Genomic DNA, 20571 nt, shown 5'->3' on the forward strand with positions numbered 1-20571 from the left:
CGGCTCGCGGGGCGCGAGGAACGGCTAGACCTCGCCGATCAGCTCGCGGTCGGTCGCTCCGGCCGGAACCGGGTGGTGGCAGCGGAACAGGTGCTCCCCGCCGTCGATCTCCGCGGCCGGCATCTCGCCGGCGCAGACGTCGTCGGCCCGCCAGCAGCGCGTACGGAACGGGCAGCCGCTCGGCGGCCGGGTCGCCGACGGCACCGGCCCGATCAGCGGGATCGGGTCGATCGGCGAGAGCAGGCCGGGCGTCGCGGAGAACAGCGCGCGGGTGTACGGGTGGCGGGCGCGCCCGGGGACGGCGTCGGCCGGGGTCTGCTCGACGATCCGGCCGAGGTACATCGTCACGACCCGGTCGCTCATCCGCCGTACGGTCTGGATGTCGTGCGAGACGAAGACCATGGCGAGGTCGAACCGCTGCTTCAGGTCGAGCAGCAGGTTGAGGATCTGCGCCCGTACGGAGACGTCCAGTGCGCTGGTCGGCTCGTCGGCGATCAGCAGCTTCGGCCGCAGCGCCAGGGCACGGGCGATCGCGACGCGCTGCCGCTGGCCGCCGGAGATCTGGCCGGGCAGCAGGTCGGCCACGCTCCCCGGCAGGCCCACGAGGTCGATCAGCTCACGGACGCGTTCCTCACGTTCGCGGACGTTGCCCGCGCCGTGCACGTCGAGCGGGTCGCGCAGGATCCGCCGGATCGGGAGCCGGCGGTTCAGCGCGGTCGACGGGTCCTGGAAGACCATGCCGGTCGTCGACCCGATCGCCCCGCGGCGTTCGGACGCGGACATCGACCAGATGTCCTTGCCGCCGAAGGAGACCGTGCCGGACGTGGGCCGCTGCAGGCCGACGAGGACCTTGGCGAGGGTGGACTTGCCGCAGCCGGACTCGCCGACGACGCCCACCGTCTCGCCGGGGCGGACGGTCAGGTCCGCGCCGGTCAGCGCGTAGACGCGGTCGCGGGTGAACAGGCCGCCGGTGCGCGCCTTGTGCACCACGTGGACGTCGGAGAGTTCGACGAGGGTCTCGTCGGCGGTCAACGTGCCTCCTCGGGGCCGGCCGGCGGGGCGCCCGTGCCGGCGGCGGACATGGAGCCGGCGAGGTCGATCGCCGGATGGTGGCAGGCGGCCGAGTGACGGAGTCCCTGGCCGTCGAGATGGGGGGTCTCCGTGCGGCAGACGTCGGTCGCCATGGGGCACCGGTCGGAGAACCGGCAGCCGGCCGGGAAGTCGGCGGGGGAGGGCACCACGCCGCGGATCTGGGTGAGGCGCTCGGCCCCGGACTCCAGGGACAGCACCGAGCCGAGCAGGCCCCGGGTGTAGTGGTGCGCGGGCGCGCCGACCAGGGTGGAGGTCACGCCGGTCTCGACGATCTGCCCGCCGTACATCACCACGACCCGGTCGGTGACGTCGGAGACCAGGGCCAGGTCGTGCGAGACGAGGATGAGGGCGAAGCCCAGCTCCTCGCGCAGCGTCAGCAGCAGCTGGATGACCTGCGCCTGCACGGTGACGTCCAGGGCCGTCGTCGGCTCGTCCGCGATGATGAGCTTCGGGTCGCGGGAGAGGGCCATCGCGATGAGCACCCGTTGCCGCTGCCCGCCGGACAGCTCGTGCGGGTACGACCGGAGCGTGCGCGCCGGGTCCAGGCCGACCAGCTCCAGCAGCTCCGCCGGGCTGCGCCGGCCACCCCGCCGGACGACCTGCTTCAGCTGCGCCTTGATGGTCATGGCCGGGTTCAGCGACGACAGCGCGTCCTGGTAGATCATCGCCATGTCGTGGCCGAGCAGCCGTCGCCGGGCCGACCGGCCGAGGGTGAGCAGCTCCTTGTGGTCGAAGCGGACCTGCCCGCGCACCCGCGCGCCGCGCGGCTGCAGGCCCATGATGGTCAGCGCGGTCAGGGACTTGCCGCTGCCGGACTCGCCGACGAGGCCGAGCACCTCCCCGGGCCGTACGTCGAAGGAGATCCCGTCGACGATGTCGACGCCGTCGTGCTGGTCGTCGAAGCCGATCGCGAGGTTCTCCACCGCCAGGATCGGCTCGCTTGTGGGCAGGGGGCGGGCCCGTTCGGCCAGGCGCGCCGCTGCCTCGGCGAGGCCGGTCAGCGGGGTGACCTCCCCGGACCCGGGTGTCGCGTGCTCGAGCGCGTCGACGTCGTCCTTCTTGCCGCCGGTGTCCCGGCGGCGCGCCGCCGGCGTCGCCCAGGCGTCGGAGATGCCCTCGGCGAGGATGTTCAGCGCGAGCACCGTCAGGAGGATGATCAGGCCGGGGAAGACCGTGGCCCACCAGCCGCCGAGCAGCACCATGTTCTTGCCGTCGGCGATGACGCTGCCCCACGACGGGTCCGGCGGCCGTACGCCCGCGCCGATGAACGACAGCGACGCCTCGAAGACGATGACGTCGGCGACCATCACGGTGCAGAAGACCAGGACCGGCGCGGCGCAGTTGATGGCGACGTGCCGGAGCAGGATGTGCGGGGTGCGGGCGCCGATGACGCGCTCGGCCGCGACGTAGTCCTCGCCGTACTGCGCCATGACGTTGCCGCGGACCACGCGGGCCACCGCCGGCGCGTTGAGGAAGGCCAGGGCGAACACCAGCACGGGGATGCTGCCGCCGAACACCGCGACGAGAACGGCGGCGAGGGCGATGCCCGGGAACGCCATGATCACGTCGAGGACGCGCATGATCGTCTCGTCGACCGCCCGCCGCGAGGTCGCGGCGATGGAGCCGAGCAGCGCGCCGGCCACCAGCGCGATCCCGGTGGCGCCCAGGCCGATGACGAGGGACCAGCGCGCGCCGTACAGCAGCCGGGAGAAGACGTCGCGGTTGGAACTGTCCAGACCCATCCAGTGCGACCCGCTCGGGCCGCCGCCCGCCGTCTCCTGGACGTACGGGGAGTGCGGCGCCAGCACCGGGGCGAAGACGGCGGCGAGGACGATCACCACGACCACGCCGAGGGCGATCCACGACAGCACGCCCAGCCGCCGGAAGCCGACGCCTCCCTGGGACAGACGTTTCGCCAGGCCGTTGCGCATCAGGTCGCGCTCCTGAGTCGGGGGTTGACGAGCAGGTAGAGGACGTCGACGACGAGGTTCACCACCACGAATCCGGTCGCGATCGTGAGGACGACGCCCTGGACCACGGCCGGGTCGCCGTTGCGCACCGCGGTGATCATGAGCTGGCCCATGCCGGGCAGCGAGTAGATGGTCTCGATGACCACCGCGCCGCCGAGCAGGTAGCCGACCCGCAGGCCCAGGACGGTCAGCGGGTTGACCAGCGCGTTGCGCAGGACGTTGCGGCCGACGACGACGATCGGGGGCAGGCCGCTGCCGACGGCGGTCCGTACGTAGTCCTTGTCGAGTTCCTCGACCATCGACGTGCGGATGATCCTCGTCAGGTAGGCGGCCTGCGGCAGGGACAGCGACAGCGCGGGCAGCGTCATCGACTTCAGCCAGCCGGTGAAGGAGTCGGCCGGGTTGACGTAACCGCTGGTCGGGAACCAGCCGCGCTGGACCGCCAGGTACTGGATCATCAGTAGCGCGATCCAGAACGCGGGGGCCGCGAGGCCGATCAGCGACACGATTCGGATGAGCTGGTCGGGCCAGCGGTCCCGGAAGATCGCCCCGGTGACCCCGAAGATCAGCGACAGCACGATGGCGATCACCACGCCGAGCAGGGTCAGCTGCAGCGTGAGCGGGAGCGCCGTCGCCACCGAGTCGCGCACGGGCGCCTTCGTCAGCACGCTCGTGCCCATGTCACCCCGCACCAGCTGGCCGACGAACCGCACATACCGGACGGGCAGCGGATCCAGCAGGCCGTTCTGCACCTTGAACTGGTGGATCTGCGCGGGCGTCGGGTTCGAGCCTTCGAAGTAGGCGTACTCCGGCTTGCTGTCGGAGAACCGCATGACGATGAAGACGAACAGGACGACGCCCAGCAACAGCGGGATCAAGATGAGGACGCGGCGCACCAGCATTCTGGCGATGACTGCCACCGGGTGCCTCCTGGGAAGAGTCGGATCGAGGGGTGAAGCGGAAACGGCGGCGGGCCTGGGGACCTCTCCCGCCGCCGTCCGCGGTCAGCTGCGCTTGGCCTGCAGCAGGTTGATGCCGGGGTAGGCCTGCGCCCGCACGCCGGTGAGCTTCTTGGCGTTCCAGGCGGTCATCAGCTCAGTGTGCACGACCGGGTAGAGCACGGCCTGCTCGGCGATGAGGTCGATGTAGTCGTGGGTGAGCTGGAGCTTCTTCTGCTGGTCCGGCTCGCGGGTGGCCGCGTCCATCTGCGCGAACAGCTTCTTCGCGTCCGGGCTGCTGTCCCACTTGGTGTACTTCATCCAGTTGCCGCCGGGCGTGTAGTTATAGCGGAGGATGAGGTCGGCGTCGAGGCCGAACTGGTTGGGGTTCGAGGCCGCCGCGACCGCCTGGTAGTCCTGCGACTGGTCCATCTTGGTGAACAGCGCGCTGGTGTCCTGCGGCGCGAGGGTGGTCTTGACGCCGATGGCGTTCCAGGAGTTGGCGATCGTCGGCAGGCAGTCGGCGATCCAGCTGACGTTGACCGCCATCAGGTTGATCGTGAGGTTCGTGACGCCGGCCGCCTTGAGCAGCGACTTCGCCTTCTCCGGATCGTAGGAGTAGACGGTCTTCGCGCGAGCGTACGAGGGGTTCTCCTGGTTGAGGAAGCTCGTGGCCGGGGTGCCGTGGCCCTTCAGCGCGACCTCGATCATCTTCTGGGTGTCGATCGCGTAGAAGAGCGCCTGGCGGACCCGCACGTCGTCGAACGGCTTCTTGCCCGTGTTGAACATGATGAACATGTGGTTCATGCCCTTGCCGCCCTCGACGGTCAGCCCGCTCTTCTTGAGCTGGTCGATGTTGGCGTACGGCACGTTGTCGGCGATCTGCGCCTCGGCGGAACCACCGGAGATCTTGGCGACGCGGGCGGAGGCGTCGACGATGGACAGCCAGTTCATCTTCTTGATCGCGGGCTTGCGCGGGCCGTTGTAGTCCGCGAACGCCTCGAACGTCGTGTTCGACTTCGGGTTGTGCTGGACCATCTTGTACGGGCCGGAGCCGATGGACTTGCCGTTCTTGGCGGCATCCCAGCCGCCCGGCTGGCCGTAGACGTGCTTCGGCATGATCTTGGCGATGGTGAGGCGGGGGAGCGCGTCCGGGAAGGGGAACTTGAAGACCAGCTCGACGCTGGTGTCGTCGACCTTGCGCACCTCCTTCAGCCAGGAGGCGAAGAAGTTGTTGACGAGCACCTGCGCCTTCGGGTCGAGGATGCGGTCGAAGGTGAACAGCACGTCGTCGACGGTGACCGGCTGCCCGTCATGCCACTTGGCGCCCTGGCGCAGCGTGAACTTCCACGTGGTCGCCTTGGGGTCGGCGGGCAGCGCGGTGGCCAGCGCCGGGTACGGCGCGCGGGTGATCGGGTCGGTGTCGACGAGGCCCTCGTAGATGTGGTTGATGCCGGCCATCGCGAACGCCGACGCCGTCATGGTCGGGTCCCAGGTCTGGTCGTTGCCGTAGCCGATGACGGCGGTGACGAGGTCCTTGGACCCGCCGGAGCCGGTCGAGCTCGTCGAGGCGGGCCCGCTGCAGGCCGACAGGGCGGCGGAGACGGCCGCTGCGGCGCTCACCGTCCCGCTGTAGCGCAGAAAGTCACGGCGGCTGAAGGGAACCGGGGCGCTCACGGTGCCTCCTAGATTTGCGGTCATCTCCGTCAGGGGCATATTGGACGTCCTACATCCCACGTCCAGTAGGGTGGAGGCTAGGGTCCAAGCCGCGCCCGGTCAAGCCCGAATGACCAGGAGATGTCCTTGATGTTTCGCGATGATCCGCAGACCGCCGGGGATCCGCCCGCCCGGCGTCCCTTGCCCGCACGACGGATTCCCGCCCCGCGCGGCGGCCGACCGACGCGGGCACTGGAAGTGCAGGAGGCGGTCAAGGACATCATCGTGCGCCGGGGCCTCGTGCCGGGAGACCCGCTGCCGACCGAGTCGGAGCTGATCGAGGAGCTGGGCATCAGCCGCAACTCGGTCCGTGAGGCGCTCAAGGCCCTCCAGGCCGTCGGCATCGTCGACATCCGGCACGGCTTCGGGATGTTCGTGGGACGGCTGTCGCTCGGCGGCCTGGTCGACGAGCTCACCTTCCACACCCGCATCGGGCCGCGCGACGCCCTGCGCAACCTGATGGAGATCCGCGAGGTCCTGGAGAACGGCCTGGCGCAGCGCCTGATCGACGAGTGCGGCGGCACGGACCCGGCCGAGGTCCTCACCCCCGTCCGTGACGTCATCGAGCGGATGGAGGCCGAGGCACAGGTCGGCGTCGTCTCTCCGGAGACCGACCGGCTCTTCCACGACGTGCTCTACCAGCCCCTCGGCAACCCGCTCGTCGGCCGGCTCCTCGGCGCCTTCTGGGAGGTCTACCACCAGCTCCGCGACGACCTGGGCACGCCGGACGAGACCCCGGCCGACGTCGCCCGCACCCATCGCGACATCTACACGGCGGTCATCGCCGGGGACCGCGCCGCCGTCGAGGCGGCGATGCGCGCGCACTTCGCCGGAGTGCGCGCGCGGCTCGCCCGGCTGGATCACGACTGAGGACTCAGAGCGGATCCCGCGGTCCGGCCGGATCGCGGCTGAGGACTCACGGCGGGCCCCGGGAGGCCGCGGTCCGGCCGGCTCACGGCTGAGGGCACACGGCGGGTCCCCGGAGCCCGCCGTCCGGCCGGCTCAGGACTGATGCTCCAGGCCGCGCAGTGGTACGCGGCGGAAGGTGATGTTCTCGTACGGTCCGGCGTTCCCCGTCTCGTACAGCACGCCGATGGTGCGGGCGTCCGGCTGGACGAGGTCCGAGTAGCCCGCCGGGAGCGTCGAGAACGTCACGGCGGACCGCCAGGTCCGCCCGTTGTCGTCGCTGACCCGCAACGTCATGGCGGCGCGGCTCGTCGGGTTCGCCGGGCCGGAGAACACGAGCGGGCTCCGCCGTCCGCGCACCTGCAGGACGCTGCCCTCGACGACCGGCCCGACCAGGCCCTGCTGCGGGGCGAACGGCGCCTGAAGGGTCCGGCCGCCGTCGCGGCTGTAGGCGTCCGCGCGGGTGCCGGGGCTCGTTCCGTTCTGGTCGCGGGTGTTGAAGTAGACCCGGCCGTCGGGCAGTTCGGCCGCCGTGGACTCGTTGACGTTCACGTAGCCGTCGGGGTTGTCGTCGACATAGCCGATGTGCCAGGTCCGGCCGCCGTCGTCGCTGTAGAGATCGTGCCCGCCGTAGTACTTGGCCTCGGAGCCCAGGTCGGACGAGCCCGCCGGCGGGGCGATCGAGTGGTTCGCCGGCACCACCAGGCGGCCGGCGTGACGGCCGTGAGTCAGCCGGATCGCGTGGCCCGGCCCCGTGGCGTACCAGCGCCAGTTCGGGGCCTTGGCGTCGGTGGTGATCTCGCGCGGCGCCGACCAGGTGGTCCCGTCGTCGTCGCTGTACTGCACGAAGACGCGCCGGCTCTGCTCGGGCGTCACCTGGCCGCGCAGGATCGCCGTCTCGGTCGCGGTGCCCGCGTTGTACGTCGTCAGCAGCACGATGCGGCCGCTCGCCGTCACGACGGGGGCGGGGTTTCCCGAGGTGTTCGGGCCGCTGTCCTGGACCACCTTCAGCGGCCCCCACGTGCAGCCGCCGTCGGTCGACCGCTTGACGACGGTGTCGATGTTGCCCGCGTCGCCGAGCCCGGAGAAGCGGCCCTCGGCGAACGCCAGCAGGTCGCCCGATCTCGTCTCGACGATCGCCGGGATGCGGAACGCGCTGTAGCCCTCGGTGCCCGCCGTGTACGGCACGGACGTCTCGCACCGTGCCCGGGCGCCGGCCGGAGCGGCCCAGGACGGTGACGCCCCGGCGGTGAGGGCCGCCACGAGGGCGGTCACGGTACACGCGGCGCGGACCCGGCCGCGATCGACTGCTGGCATGGTTCAACCCTTTCAGTGGACATGGGATGTCCTATGTCTGGTCCGGGGACGGTAACCCCGCCTCCCAGCTGCGTCAATAGCCGCAGACCCCTGGTGGACATAGAACGTAGGACATAGGATGTCCGCCGCCCCGACCTTCTCCTGAAAGGCAAGCCCTATGAGGTACGCCTCCGAGAAACCACCCCGCCGCCGGCCGTCCGCCCGGCGCCGCATCGCCCTGATCGTGGCCGGCCTGCTGCTGGGCTCACCGGCCTCCCTCGCCGTCACGCGGCCCGCCGGAGCCGCCGCGCCCACCCGGCCCGCCGCCGCCTCCGCGACCGCGGCATCCGGTGCGACGGCCCGTACGAGCCCCGCGCAGCCCTTCGACGAAGAGCAGGTCCTGTTCCAGCAGAAGCAGTTCGGCTACGCCTGCTTCCGGATCCCGGCCGTCGTCCGGGCGGCCAACGGCATGGTGCTGGCCTTCGCCGAGGGGCGCGTCGCCGACTGCGGCGACGACGGGAACATCGACATCGTCCTGCGGCGGTCGGCCGACGGCGGCCGCACGTGGGGCCCGCTGCAGGTCGTCTCGAAGGGCAACGGCTCGACGCACGGCAACCCCGTGCCGATCGTCGACCAGCGCACCGGCCGGGTCGTCCTGGTCAGCACGCACAACGGCCCGGACCCCTGCCCCAACGGTTGTGAGCGGGACCCGTACGTGCAGTGGAGTGATGACAACGGCGCCACCTGGACCGCGCCCCGGGAGATGACCGAGGGCAAACGCCCGGAGTGGAACTTCTGGTACGCGACCGGGCCGATGCACGGCATCCAGCTCACCCGGGGTAAGCACGCCGGCCGGCTCGTTCTCGGCGCCAACTACGAGATCTACGACGGGGTCGGTCCCCACACCTACGGCACGCACCTGCTCTACAGCGACGACAGCGGCGTGACCTGGCACATCGGGGCGACGAGCGCCTACGACGACGGCACGATCATCGCCCAGGAGGTCACCGTCGTCGAGCTCACCGACGGGCGGATCTACGCGCTGGCCCGTGAGCGTGGCACCGACCCCGGCCACCGGGCGTACGCCATCAGCAAGGACGGCGGGGAGACCTTCGAGCGGCCGTTCCGCATCGTGAAGAACCTCACGCTGCCGGACGTCCAGGCCTCGACGCTGCGCATGCACGCCCGCGACCAGGGCGACCGGACCGACCGCATCCTGCTGTCCTCGCCGGCGCACCCCGAGGCGCGCGAGGCGATGGCGGTGCGCTCGTCCTTCGACGAGGCCCGTACGTGGCAGCGCTGGCAGCAGGGCAAGGTCTTCTGGTGGGGTCCGTCGGCCTACTCGGACATGGTGAAGCTCGGCGGCGACGAGGCCGGCCTGCTGTACGAGGCGGGCACCGCCACGCCGTACGACACGATCCGCTGGGCCCACTTCAACGAGGCCTACCTCGCCACGCCGAACGGCACGCCCCCGGGCATCCCCAAGCCGCCCGCGCCGGGGCCGAAGACCCCGGACGCCTCGCACCGCGGCAACGACGCCTACGTGCGCGGCGGCGCGCAGACCGTGCCCGGACGGTTCGGCAACGGCCTCGACCTGGACGGGGTCGACGACCGCGTCGAGGTGCCGTACAGCCCGGCGATCGACCTCGGCGGCGGCGACTTCACGATGGCCACCTGGTTCCGCTACTCCGACACCACCGGGACGCACGCGCTGCTGTGGGCGTACCGGTGGGGCAGCGGTACGACACCGCAGGTGTGGTTGCGGGCCGAGCCGGCGTCCCACCGGATCAACGCGTTGATCGCGGTCGACCGGTTCAACATCTCCGTCCAGTCGGCGAACGCCTACAACGACGGCCAGTGGCACCACGTGGCGCTGCAACGCGCCGACGGGAAGCTCTCCCTGTGGATCGACGGGACGCAGGTCGCCTCCGCCGCGGTGCCGCCGGGCTCGGTCACCGAGGGCAAGGAGTTCGGCGTGGACGGCATCCACGTCGGAGAGCGCGTCGACGGCGCCAGCCGGTTCCACGGCACGCTGGACGACGTGCGCGTGTACAAGCGGGCCCTGTCTCCCGCGGAGATCCACACGCTCGCGACCTCCGATCAGCGGATCGGCGGCCGGCTCGCGCTGTGGCTGCCGCTCGAGACGGTCTCCTGACCGCTCGGTAGAACGGGGTGCCCGCCGGAGCGGCGGGCACCCCACCGGCGGCTCGGGACCGCCTCGGCGAGCGCGGCACGGCGTCGTTCACCGCACCGCTTGACCGGGACTCGCGAGGCACGGTGGGCCGATCTCGCATCGATATACGGTCGTGTTCGCACCGAGTGTCCCGATGACGAGGAGGAAGCGCGTGGCTCCACCGAACGCTCCTCAGCCGTCCGCCGGTCTCGACCTGTCCGGCCGCCGGGCCCTCGTGACCGGCGCGGCCGGCGGGATCGGGCTGGCCTGCGCCCGCAGGCTCGCGGCCGCCGGTGCCGAGGTCGTCATCGTCGACCTGCGCGAGGAGGAGGCGCAGGCCGCCGCACGGGAGATCGGCGGCCGGGCGGTCGCCGCCGACCTGTCCGACGCCGCGGCGGTCGAGGCCGTCGACTGCGACGTGGACATCCTGGTCAACAACGCCGGCCTGCAGCACGTCGCGCCGGTCACCGAGTTCCCCCCGGACGTCTTCGCGCGGATGCAGCGCATCATGGTCGAGGCGCCGTTCCGGCTGGCCCGGCGGGCGCTCCCCGGAATGTACGACCGAGGATGGGGCCGGGTCATCCGCATCTCATCGGTCCACGGCCGGGTGGCCTCGCCGTACAAGAGGTGGCCTACGTGGCCGCCAAACACGCCCTGGAGGGGATGACCAAGGTCATCGCGCTCGAGGCGGCCGAGCACGGGGTCACCGCCAACTGCGTCAGCCCGGCGTACGTCCGCACTCCGCTCGTGGAGCACCAGATCGCCGACCAGGCGGCCGCGCACGGGATGGAGCCCGGCCGGGTCATCGACGAGGTCATGCTCGCCAGGGCCGCGATCCGGCGGCTCATCGAGCCGGAGGAGGTCGCCGAGATGGTCGCCTACCTCTGCTCGCCGCACGCGTCGATGATCACCGGGGCGTCGCTCACCATGGACGGCGGCTGGACCGCGCACTGACAAGCGACGCCCCTTCCCGCGGCGGGACGTGGATCACGTCGGCGGGACGCGGATTACGTCGGCGGGGCCGGGCCCGCGACGGGTGAGCCGAGGAACGCCGGGTAGCGCTCGCCCGGTGTCAGCTTGCCGCCGTACAGTTCGGAGATCGTCACGAAGGCGTAGCCCTGTTTGGCGAGGGCCGTCAGGATGTCGGGGACGGCGTTCACGCTGGTCGGCCGGATGTCATGCATGATCACGATGTGGCCCGGCTTCGCGCCGGCCAGGACGCGTTTCTTGACGAGCGCGCTGTTGCGGTCCTTCCAGTCCACCGTGTCGACGGTCCACAGGATCTGCGCGAGGCCCATCTCCTTGGCGATCCCGTTCAGCTGCTTGTCGGTGGATCCGTACGTCGGGCGGAACACCGTCGGCGTCGTGCCCGTCGCCTGGAGGATGGCCTCCTGCGTGCGGATCAGCTCGTCCTCGACCTTCGCCTTCGGCATCCCCACGAGTTTCTTGTGGTCGAACGTGTGGTTGCCGACCTGGTGGCCCTCGGTGACCTCCCGTTTCAGCACCTCCTCATTGCCCGCCACCTGCATGCCGAGCACGAAGAACGTCGCGTGCGCTCCGTGGGCCTTCAGGATGTCGAGGAGCTTGGGGGTGGTTTCGGCGAGCGGCCCGTCGTCGAACGTCAGCGCGATGCACTTGTGCACATGGCAGTCGACCTTGGGTTGGACCGGCTGCCGCGGCCGCACCGCTCGCTGGACGGCCGAGCGGTGTACGGCCGGGTGTGAGCCGGTGAGCCGGAGGACCCCGGCGCCGACCGCGCCGCCCACCACGACGGCCAATCCGAGCGCGGCCGGCAGGAACCACCGCCGATGACGAATGCCCGCCCGATCATTTTCCTGGCCTTTGCTATTTTTATCATTTTCGTCACTCGTCACCTTTTGCCCCCGTTTTAGCAGCCCTGGGAACGGCCCGGACCCCGAAGCCGAACAGCGGGGACCGTGGGCGGCCAGCCCCGTCGTGGTGCTTATACCGCGATGCCGAGCCGTCCGAACTCCCGATTGACGAGCGTTGTCAGGAAGTCGTGATGAACCCGCGCCGGGTGCTCCGGCCGGGCGGCAAAATTCACTTTCCGGGCCTGTGGCTCGCTGGCATACTGCGTCGTGGAGGTAAGTGATCATTATGACTGTCGAGCCTTACCGGCGGGTGCTGTCCATCCCCGGCGTCCGGACGCTGCTGCTCGTCGGACTGGTGGCCCGGGTCCCCGTGGTCGCCACCGGGCTGACGCTGACCCTGCACGTGGTCGGCGGGCTGCGGCTCGGCTTCCTGGAGGCGGGCCTGGTCGGCGCGGCCGCGACCGCCGGAGTGGCCGTCGGCTCTCCCATCGCCGGGCGCTTCGTCGACCGGCGCGGCCTCCGGCCGGTCCTGGCGGTCACCACCGTCGCCCAACTGGTGTTCTGGATCGTCGCGCCGTTCCTGCCGTACTGGCCGCTGGTCGCGGGCGCGTTCGCCGACGGCGTGCTGGCGCTGCCCGTGTTCAGCGTCGTCCGGCAGTGCCTCGCGGCCACCGTCCCGGCCGAGCAGCGCCGCAGCGCCTACGCGCTCGACTCGATGCTGGTCGAGATCTGCTACATGACCGGACCGGCACTCGCCGTCGCCGTGACCACCGCGCTCGGCAGCGCCTGGACCATGACGTTCGTCGGGCTCGGGATGGTGGGGTCCGGCATCGCGCTGCTGATCCTCGACCCGCCCGTTCGCGTCGCGGGGGAGCCAGAGGCCGGCGGAGCCGTGGTGCGCCGCCGCCAGTGGCTGACCCCCGCGATGCTCGCGCTCCTCGGCGTGACGTGCGCGCTGACGTTCGTGCTGGCCGCCACGGAACTCGGCCTGGTCGCGGTGCTCAAGGCCGACGCCGCGACCCGGTGGACCGGCCTCGCCTTCGCCGTATGGGGCATCGCCTCACTGGTCGGCGGGTTCGTCTACGGCGCGCTGCCCCGCGGTTTCTCACCCCTGGTGATCGTCGGGACCATGGCCGCCCTCACCATCCCGGTCGGCCTGTTCGGCGACTGGCGAGTGGTGTGCCTCGTGCTGCTCCCGGCCGGGATGCTGTGCGCTCCCGGCATCTCCACCACGATCGACACCCTCAGCCGGTGGGTGCCCGCCGAGGCCCGTGGCGAGGCGACGGGCCTGCACGGCACCGCGATGACGCTGGGCCTGGCCGCCGCCGGCCCGGTCACCGGCACCATCATCGACGACTGGGGCAGCCGGTGGGCGTTCATCCTCCCCGGCGTGGGCGGACTCCTCGTGGTCCTGCTCGCGGCCCCGATCTGGCGGCGCGGCCGGCGGCCCGCGGTCCCGGCGGCCGGGCCCGCACCCGTGGCCGGCGGCGAACCGGTGCCAGACGCGGCATAGCCGCCGCCCAACCCGCCCCGTCCCACCCTGCACCGTCCTGCTGTCCTGTGCCGGCGCCCGCCCGGCGCCGTCGCCCCGTCCTGCCCCGTCGTGCCGCCGTCCGGCGTTCCGTGCCTCACCGTGTCGGGACGGCACCGTGAGGTGACAATTGGCGTGTGGAGACAGTGCGCCGGCTTCGGATCGCGGTCGCGTGCCTGGTGCTGGTCATCGTCGGCGGGTCCCTCGGCTACATGCTTCTGGGATTCACCCCGCTGGACGCGGTGTACCAGACGGTCACCACCGTCTCGACCGTCGGATACCGCGAGGTCCGGCACCTGACGCCCGCCGGGGAGATCTTCACGATCTTCGTGATCCTGGTCGGCGTCGGCACGGCGCTGTACACCTTCGGCACGGTGCTGGAGGCGCTCCTCGAAGGACACGTACGGGCTCACCTGGAAAGGCGCCGCATGGACCGCGCGATCGACCGGATGTCCGGCCACGTCATCATCTGCGGCTGGGGACGCGTCGGCCAGGCCGGCGCGCAGTACCTCGCCTCGATGGGGCACCAGATCGTCGTCATCGACCGGGACCCCGACCGGCTCACGGGCATCGAGCACGCGCACGTCATCGGCGACGTCACCGAGGACCAGGTGCTCCACGAGGCGGGCATCGCCCGCGCGTCCGCGCTCATCGCCGCCCTGGAGACCGACGCCGACAACGTCTACGTCACCCTGTCCAGCCGGGCGTTGCGGCCCGACCTGGTCATCATCGCCCGCGCCCGCAACGAGTCGTCCAAGTCCAAGCTCCTGCGCGCGGGGGCGGACCGGGCGGTCAATCCGCAGCTGATCGGAGGGCGGCGGATGGCGGCCTTCGCGCTCCAGCCGGAGGTCACGGAGTTCCTCGACGTCGTCATGCACGACGAGACGCTGGAGTTCCAGATCGAGCAGGTCGAGATCCGCCCGGAGTCGCCGCTGGCCGGCCGCACCGTACGGGAGGCGGCGCTGCGCGAGAGCACCGGAGTGCTGCTGCTGGCGATCCGCACCGACACGGGCCGTTTCCTCGCCGATCCGCCTCCGGAGACGCCGCTCGAACCACCCGCCACCCTCATCGCGTTCGGCGCGCCGGCCCAGCTCGACGCGCTGCGGAACAAGGTCGAAGGCGCCTCCTGACGCCGCGCCGGCATCATGGTCCCGGCAGGCGAGCCCGCATCCATGGCCGGCGGCGAACCAGTGCCCGACGCGGCATAGCCGCCGCCCCGTCCTGCACCGTCGCGCCGTCCTGTGCCGTCGCGCTGTCCTGTGCCGCCCACCCGGCGCCGTCGCGCCGTCCTGCGCGCCGAGTCCGCATTCGGCCACCCCTGACGCCGACGCGATCGGGATATCGCGATCAACGTCGTGTATTGCTGGTCTATGCGAAGACCGAACGACCGGATGCTCCTCCACGGTCGGCGGGTGCTGATCACCGGGGCGGCGCGCGGCATCGGGGCGGCGCTCGCCCGCCGCCTGCACGCCCGCGGCGCCCGCGTGGCCCTCGCGGGGCTGGAGCCGGACGGGCTCGCGACCGTCGCCGGCGCGTGCGGGGACGCGCCGTGGCGACCCTGCGACGTGACCGACCGGGACGGCGTCGAGCGCGCCGTGGGAGAGCTCGTCGAGGAGCTCGGCGGCCTGGACGTGGTCGTGGCCAACGCGGGCGTCGCCTGCCAGTGGCCGATCCTCGACGGCGACCCCGGCGTCCTGGAGACGACGATGCGGGTCAACGTCTTCGGCACCTATCACACGCTGCGCGCGGCCGGCCCGTACATCTCCCACCCGGACGGCTACGCCCTGGCGGTCGCCTCGCTGGCCGCCGCCGTCCGCGCCCCGCTGCTCGGGGCCTACAGCGCGTCGAAGGCCGCGGTGGAGGCCCTCGGCGACACGCTGCGCATCGAGTTGCGGCACACCGGCGCGCGGGTCGGCGTCGCGTACTTCGCCGAACTGGACACCGACATGACGCACCGCGGGTTCGGCACGCGTGCCACCGCCGCGCTGAAGGGCCGCCGGGGCGGATTCACCGGGGTGACCCCGCTCAGCGCCGGGATCGACGCGCTGGAGCGCGGCATCGCCACGCGCGCCCGCCGGGTCCACGCCCCGCGCTGGGTCGGACCGGTCCTGCACGGGCGCATGGCGGCCCAGCGGGTGTTCGACGTCGCCGTACGGTCGCGGGTGGAGCGGGCGCTGCGGATCGCCGGTGAAGAGGACGCGTCGTTCACGACACCACAGCCGACGGACCGCCCGGGCTGACCGGGAGGTCGGGTTCACCGAGTGGGGAAGGCCGATGCGCCGCAGCCGACGGACCGGCCGGGCTGATCGGGAGGTCGGGTTCACCTGGGGGAGGCCCACGCGACGGACCGGCCGAACTGATCGTTTCTGTCGCCGGGTGAGGTTTACCGGCGCCTGCGGAGTGGGGAAGGTCCAGGTCACCGGTCTGTACCCGAGGTTCCCCGACGCCGCCGGAAGGGCCGGCCTCATGAGCGCGCCGGGCCGATGGCCGCAGGACGCGCCGCGATCGGTTCGGGGCGGGACGATGGACACGACCACGGAGGCTGTGCGCGAGCTGCTGCACGAGGCCGGGGAGGTCCACCACAGCGTCTATCGGATCGCGGACGGCGTGGACGACGACTGGGCCTCCTGGTACGCCGACTGGCTGATCCGGCTCTCGGAGCTGCCCGAACTCTTGGCAGCCGAGCCGGTCCGCAGCGAGCTGGTCTACGTGCTGGTGAGCCTGGACAAGCGGTACGCCGCCGAGAGCCCGGATGAGGACTGGGAGCCCTACTACGCGCGGGGGATCGTCGAGCACTTCGGTGCGGCGGCGGGCTGATCATTTCGTACGGCGGGAGCTATCGCGGACACATGCGTTCGTGTATTGCTGATCGCATGCGACGACGTGATCGGACGGCCGCCCAGAACGACTCCGGCGTCGAGCACCCGGCGCCCGGCGGCGCCGCCACCGGCATGGTCCCGCGCCTCGCGCCCGGCGCACGCCGTGACCTCGGCACGCCCGCCTGGATCTTCGCCTACCTGGCGGGGTGGCGCGTCGGTACGGAGCCGCCCGTCCTGTTCCGGGTCCTCGGACGGCACCGCCGCCTGTTCCGCGGCTGGCTGCGGTTCGCGGGGCGGCTGATGCCGGGCGGCGTGCTGCCCCGCCGGGAGACCGAGCTGGTCATCCTCCGGGTGGCGCACTTGCGCGGCTGCCGTTACGAGTTCGACCATCACGTACGGCTCGGCGTTCGGGCGGGGGTCACGCGCGCCGACCTGGCCCGGCTCACCGATGAGGGGCCCGAGGCCGACGGCTGGTCGCCCCGGGAGCGCGCCATCCTGACCGCCGTGGACGCCCTGCAGACGGAGGGCGACCTCGGCGACGCGGCGTGGGACGGGCTGCGCGCGCACCTCGACGAGCGGGAGAGCATCGAGCTGATCATGCTCGCCGCCCACTACGACATGCTGGCGACGGTCATCACGGCCCTGCGCATCCCGCCCGACCCGCGACGGCGCCGCTGACGGGGGACCGTCTCTCGGCCCGAGAATCCTCCCGCGCGAGGTGTTGATCTTTGACCACCGTTAGATGATCATGTGGCTGTGCCCGAGCGTCGCCAGACCGGCGATTGCGGCCACAATCCGCATTTTTCCGGAGAATGCGGGCTGCCACGAAAGGTCGTGAGGCACACCTGCGTGGAACGCGCGCTCCATGCAGGGTGCGATCGACGTTTGTCCCCGTATTTCGACCATCGCGTCCCAAGGGAGAACCCCATGATGCGTCTCATCGACCGGATCATCGAGAAGGCGGCGCCGAAGGCCACCGCCTCCGCGTGCAGCGGCACCTACTTCTGCAACGCCGCGGGCCACCCCGGCTACTGGTACCGCTTCTGCTGCCCGCAGGACGGCTGCCAGTGGACCAAGGTCCGCAGCAGCTGCTGACGACCGGTTCCGATCACGCGGGCGGCGGTGCCATGCCGCCGCCCGCGCGGTCCACGAGAAGAGACATGGGTTCATGGAGTATGTGAGGGCGGCTTGCGCCAGCCTGATCGCCCTGGTCTTCGTAGCCTCGGCGGTGTCCAAACTGCGGGACTTCGGCGGGTTCGAAAGATCGCTCCCCGGTCTGGCCCCGGTGGCCCGGCTGGCCCGGCCACCCGCCCGGGCCGTCGTCGCCGCCGCGATCGGTAGGGCGGCGCCCGGCGGTCTCCCGGTGACGGCCGGCCTCGCGATCGCCGTCGCGGGCGGCCTCGTCGGGGCGATCCTGATCGTCGCGTTGGACGACATCGTCGACCTGTTCGCCAGGAGTTCCTGATGGTCTATCTCGCCGCCGCCGTCGTGCTGCTCGGCGTTCTCTGCCTGCTCAACCTGCTGCTCACGATCGGCATCCTGCGCCGGCTGAGAGCCGACGCCGCCCAGGGCCACAACCCGGGACTGCCGTTCGATCTCGGACCCGGGTCCGCGCCCGGGGAGTTCACCGAGGTGACGACCGCCGGTGAGCCGGTGTCCCATGACACCCTCAGCGGAGTGGTCGGCTTCTTCTCCGCGGGCTGCGAGGCGTGCCACACGCTCCTGCCGAGCTTCGTCGAACATGCACGGGAGCTGGGCCGGGACAACGTCCTCGCGGTCGTGGGCGGCGACGACCAGGAGACGGTCGACGCGCTCACCCCGGTGGCCAGGGTCGTCACCGCGGAGCTGGACGGCGGGCCGGTGGCGCGAGCGTTCAAGAACACCTGGACCCCGGCGCTGTACCTGGTCGGCGACGACCACCGCATCGTGGCCACGGGCGCGCGGATGGAGGAGCTCCCCGTACGTCACCTCGCGGGCAGGGCCTGAGCGGTGACCGGTGCCCCGGAGGGGGATCACCGGTTCGGCATGCGGGAGCTGCGCGCCTCGGCCGCCGAGGCGTTCGCGCTCCTGTGGCGTGCGGCCACCGGAGAGCTGGCGGGGTTCCTTATCCTGACCGTCGTGTCGGCCGCGGCGCCGATCGCGACCGCCTGGCTGACGAAACTGGTGATCGACCGGTTGACGGTCCCGCATGGCGCGGTCGCGGGGCCGGCGCTCGGGATGATCGTCACCGGACTGGTCGCCGCGACGCTGCCGGTGACGGTCCGCTATCTGAGGGCACGGATCGGCCGGTCCGCCGGCCGGGCCGCGACCGAGCGGCTGTTCGCGGCGGCCGAGAGACAGGTGGGCCTGCGCAACTTCGAGGATCCGGCCTTCCTCGACCGGCTCCGGCTGGCCCAGGACGGGACCGGTCGCGTCGCGGAGCTCGTCGACGGCCTCGGCAGCGTCCTCGGAGGCGGGCTGTCGCTCGTCGGGTTCATCGGATCCCTGCTCGTCCTCAGCCCGGCCATGACGGCCCTGGTGCTCCTCGCAGCCGTTCCCGCGCTCGTCGCCGAGCTGATCCTGTCGCGACGCCGGTCGGCGATGGAGTGGGCCGTCGAGCAGTACTACCGTCGCGAGTACTTCTACAGCCAACTGCTCACCGGAGTCGCGGCGGCCACGGAGATCCGGCTGTTCGGCATCGGCGCGTTCCTGCGCGGCCGGATGATCGACGAGCGGCGCGGCGCCGACGCGGCGCACGATCGGATGGACCGCCGGGAGCTGCGCGCCCAGGGCGGGCTGACCGCGCTGAGCGCGGCCGTGGCCGGAGCCGGGCTGTGGTGGGCGATCATGACGGCACGCCGAGGCCAGCTCAGCGTCGGAGACGTCTCGATGTTCCTCGCGGGCGTCATCGGAGTTCAGGCCGCCCTGGCGTCGCTGACCTCCGCGATCGCGAGCGGTCACGGGCGGCTCCTGGCCTTCAGCCACTACGTCGCCGTCGTCCGGGCCGAGCCCGACCTGCCACGCGCGGAGCAGGGGAGCGCACCCCGGCTGCGGCAGGGCATCGAACTACGGGACGTGTGGTTCCGGTACAGCGACGACCATCCCTGGGTGCTGCGCGGCCTCGACCTGACCATCCCCTACGGGCACGCCGTCGCGCTCGTCGGCCTGAACGGAGCGGGAAAGAGCACCCTGGTCAAGCTGCTGTGCCGGATGTACGACCCGACGAAGGGGCAGATCCTCTGGGACGGAGTGGATCTGCGGGCCATCCCGCCGGAGCTGCTGCGCGAGCGCATCAGCGCCGTCTTCCAGGACCACATGAAGTACGACATGACGGCCGGTGACAACATCGCCCTGGGCGACCTGACCGCCCTGGACGACGCGGGCCGACTGGAGGACGCGGCCAAGCGCGCGGGCATCCACGACCGGCTCGCCGAGCTGCCCCGGGGGTACGGCACGCCGCTCACCCGCATGTTCATGATCGGGGCCGACGAGGACGACCCGGTGACCGGCGTCGTCCTGTCCGGGGGCCAGTGGCAGCGCCTCGCGCTCGCCCGGGCGTTCCTGCGCGACGACCGGGACCTGATGATCCTCGACGAGCCCAGTTCGGGCCTGGACCCCGAGGCGGAGCATGAGGTCCACACCCTGATGCGGGAGTACCGCGCGGGCCGGACGAGCCTGCTGATCTCCCATCGGCTGAGCGCGGTGCGCGACGCCGACCGCATCGTGGTCCTGGCGGACGGACGGATCGTCGAACAGGGGACGCACGACGCGCTCCTCACCGCGGGAGGCGACTACGCCGGGCTGTTCCAGCTGCAGGCCGCCGGATACCGGGAGGCCGAGTGACCGTCATCCTCGTGATCGTCGTGCTGCTCCTCGCCGGCGGGGCAGCGCTCCTCGCGGTGCGCTACGGCCTCCTGATCACGACCGTGGACGGCGACAGCATGGAGCCGGAGCTCCGGCCGGGCGAGCGAGTGCTGGTCCGGAGGACGAAGCGGGCGCGGGCCGGGCGGCTGGTCGTCTTCGCCTACCCCGACCTGCCGAATGGGGGGACGGCCCCGGGCGAGTACCTCATCAAGCGGGCCGTGGCCGTGCCGGGCGATCGGCTGCCCTCCGGCTGGGAGGACCCCGACGTCCAGGCGATAGCGGGCACGATCGTGCCGCCGGGCCACCTCGTGGTCCTGGGCGACAACCGCGCGACCAGCTGGGACTCCCGACACTACGGCTTCCTGGACCGCGACCTGCTCGTCGGCGTCGTGATCCGGCGTCTCTCCGGAGCACGGACCGATGACATGAGCCCCTCGACCACGGCGTCTTCGTAA

Annotated in this window: 18 protein-coding genes and 1 pseudogene; 13 read left to right on the forward strand and 6 right to left on the reverse strand. The window is 71.6% G+C overall.

What is annotated here, in order from left to right; translation table 11 throughout:
• Positions 1–24: 24 nt before the first annotated feature.
• The 4 genes from ACQP2O_RS19045 to ACQP2O_RS19060 form a co-directional block, all read right to left on the reverse strand.
• Positions 25–1032, reverse strand: coding sequence for an oligopeptide/dipeptide ABC transporter ATP-binding protein (locus ACQP2O_RS19045; RefSeq protein WP_433186587.1), 1008 nt, complete (start codon positions 1030–1032; stop codon positions 25–27).
• The gene (locus ACQP2O_RS19050; RefSeq protein WP_433186590.1) at positions 1029–3023 is read right to left on the reverse strand and encodes a dipeptide/oligopeptide/nickel ABC transporter permease/ATP-binding protein; all 1995 of its coding nucleotides are present in this window, start codon (positions 3021–3023) and stop codon (positions 1029–1031) included. The genes ACQP2O_RS19045 and ACQP2O_RS19050 overlap by 4 nt, the downstream gene beginning before the upstream one ends.
• Complete coding sequence (locus tag ACQP2O_RS19055) at positions 3023–3982, reverse strand: ABC transporter permease (RefSeq protein ID WP_433186594.1); 960 nt, start codon at positions 3980–3982, stop codon at positions 3023–3025. Before ACQP2O_RS19055 ends, ACQP2O_RS19050 begins: the two co-directional genes overlap by 1 nt.
• 84 nt (positions 3983–4066) lie before the next feature.
• The gene (locus ACQP2O_RS19060; protein ID WP_433186597.1) at positions 4067–5677 is read right to left on the reverse strand and encodes an ABC transporter substrate-binding protein; all 1611 of its coding nucleotides are present in this window, start codon (positions 5675–5677) and stop codon (positions 4067–4069) included.
• A gap of 129 nt (positions 5678–5806) precedes the next feature.
• On the opposite strand from ACQP2O_RS19060, the gene ACQP2O_RS19065 reads away from it, so the two are divergent.
• Positions 5807–6586 carry a FadR/GntR family transcriptional regulator gene (locus ACQP2O_RS19065; protein ID WP_433191068.1) on the forward strand — a complete coding sequence of 260 codons (780 nt, stop codon included), beginning with the start codon at positions 5807–5809 and terminating at the stop codon, positions 6584–6586.
• Between the two features lie 132 nt (positions 6587–6718).
• Here ACQP2O_RS19065 and ACQP2O_RS19070 read toward each other — a convergent pair whose 3' ends face one another.
• A complete protein-coding gene (locus ACQP2O_RS19070) occupies positions 6719–7939 on the reverse strand; it encodes a sialidase family protein (protein WP_433186600.1) in 1221 nt (406 codons plus the stop codon).
• A gap of 157 nt (positions 7940–8096) precedes the next feature.
• Here ACQP2O_RS19070 and ACQP2O_RS19075 point away from each other — a divergent pair, with 157 nt between their 5' ends.
• The gene (locus ACQP2O_RS19075; protein ID WP_433186602.1) at positions 8097–10073 is read left to right on the forward strand and encodes an exo-alpha-sialidase; all 1977 of its coding nucleotides are present in this window, start codon (positions 8097–8099) and stop codon (positions 10071–10073) included.
• 172 nt (positions 10074–10245) lie between these two features.
• Positions 10246–11045, forward strand: a pseudogene (locus tag ACQP2O_RS19080) (3-hydroxybutyrate dehydrogenase).
• A 53-nt stretch (positions 11046–11098) separates the two neighbouring features.
• On the opposite strand, the gene ACQP2O_RS19085 reads toward ACQP2O_RS19080, so the two are convergent.
• Positions 11099–11965 (reverse strand): polysaccharide deacetylase family protein, encoded by an 867-nt coding sequence (locus ACQP2O_RS19085; protein WP_433186605.1) that lies wholly within the window; start codon positions 11963–11965, stop codon positions 11099–11101.
• A gap of 244 nt (positions 11966–12209) precedes the next feature.
• Between ACQP2O_RS19085 and ACQP2O_RS19090 the strand changes: the two genes are divergently transcribed.
• The 10 genes from ACQP2O_RS19090 (at position 12210) to ACQP2O_RS19135 (ending at position 20571) form a co-directional block, all read left to right on the forward strand.
• Positions 12210–13436, forward strand: a complete 1227-nt coding sequence (locus ACQP2O_RS19090) for an MFS transporter (RefSeq protein WP_433186607.1) — start codon at positions 12210–12212, stop codon at positions 13434–13436.
• A gap of 155 nt (positions 13437–13591) precedes the next feature.
• Positions 13592–14584: a potassium channel family protein gene (locus tag ACQP2O_RS19095; protein WP_433186609.1), complete on the forward strand. Its 993-nt coding sequence runs from the start codon at positions 13592–13594 to the stop codon at positions 14582–14584.
• Positions 14585–14824: 240 nt separating this feature from the next.
• Complete coding sequence (locus ACQP2O_RS19100; protein WP_433186612.1) at positions 14825–15694, forward strand: SDR family NAD(P)-dependent oxidoreductase; 870 nt, start codon at positions 14825–14827, stop codon at positions 15692–15694.
• A gap of 283 nt (positions 15695–15977) precedes the next feature.
• Complete coding sequence (locus ACQP2O_RS19105) at positions 15978–16271, forward strand: hypothetical protein (protein ID WP_433186614.1); 294 nt, start codon at positions 15978–15980, stop codon at positions 16269–16271.
• A 56-nt stretch (positions 16272–16327) separates the two neighbouring features.
• Positions 16328–16951 carry a carboxymuconolactone decarboxylase family protein gene (locus tag ACQP2O_RS19110; RefSeq protein ID WP_433186616.1) on the forward strand — a complete coding sequence of 208 codons (624 nt, stop codon included), beginning with the start codon at positions 16328–16330 and terminating at the stop codon, positions 16949–16951.
• A gap of 249 nt (positions 16952–17200) precedes the next feature.
• Positions 17201–17368, forward strand: coding sequence for a hypothetical protein (locus ACQP2O_RS19115; RefSeq protein WP_433186618.1), 168 nt, complete (start codon positions 17201–17203; stop codon positions 17366–17368).
• A 73-nt stretch (positions 17369–17441) separates the two neighbouring features.
• Positions 17442–17738 carry a MauE/DoxX family redox-associated membrane protein gene (locus ACQP2O_RS19120; RefSeq protein WP_433186621.1) on the forward strand — a complete coding sequence of 99 codons (297 nt, stop codon included), beginning with the start codon at positions 17442–17444 and terminating at the stop codon, positions 17736–17738.
• A complete protein-coding gene (locus tag ACQP2O_RS19125; RefSeq protein ID WP_433186624.1) occupies positions 17738–18259 on the forward strand; it encodes a peroxiredoxin family protein in 522 nt (173 codons plus the stop codon). The genes ACQP2O_RS19120 and ACQP2O_RS19125 overlap by 1 nt, the downstream gene beginning before the upstream one ends.
• Before the next feature lie 3 nt (positions 18260–18262).
• Entirely contained in the window at positions 18263–20095 is a 1833-nt protein-coding gene (locus ACQP2O_RS19130; protein ID WP_433186627.1) for an ABC transporter ATP-binding protein, read from the forward strand.
• Positions 20092–20571 (forward strand): S26 family signal peptidase, encoded by a 480-nt coding sequence (locus tag ACQP2O_RS19135; protein ID WP_433186630.1) that lies wholly within the window; start codon positions 20092–20094, stop codon positions 20569–20571. Before ACQP2O_RS19130 ends, ACQP2O_RS19135 begins: the two co-directional genes overlap by 4 nt.

Origin of the sequence: Actinoallomurus sp. CA-150999, assembly GCF_050942425.1 — a bacterium.
Taxonomy (GTDB): Bacteria; Actinomycetota; Actinomycetes; order Streptosporangiales; family Streptosporangiaceae; genus Actinoallomurus.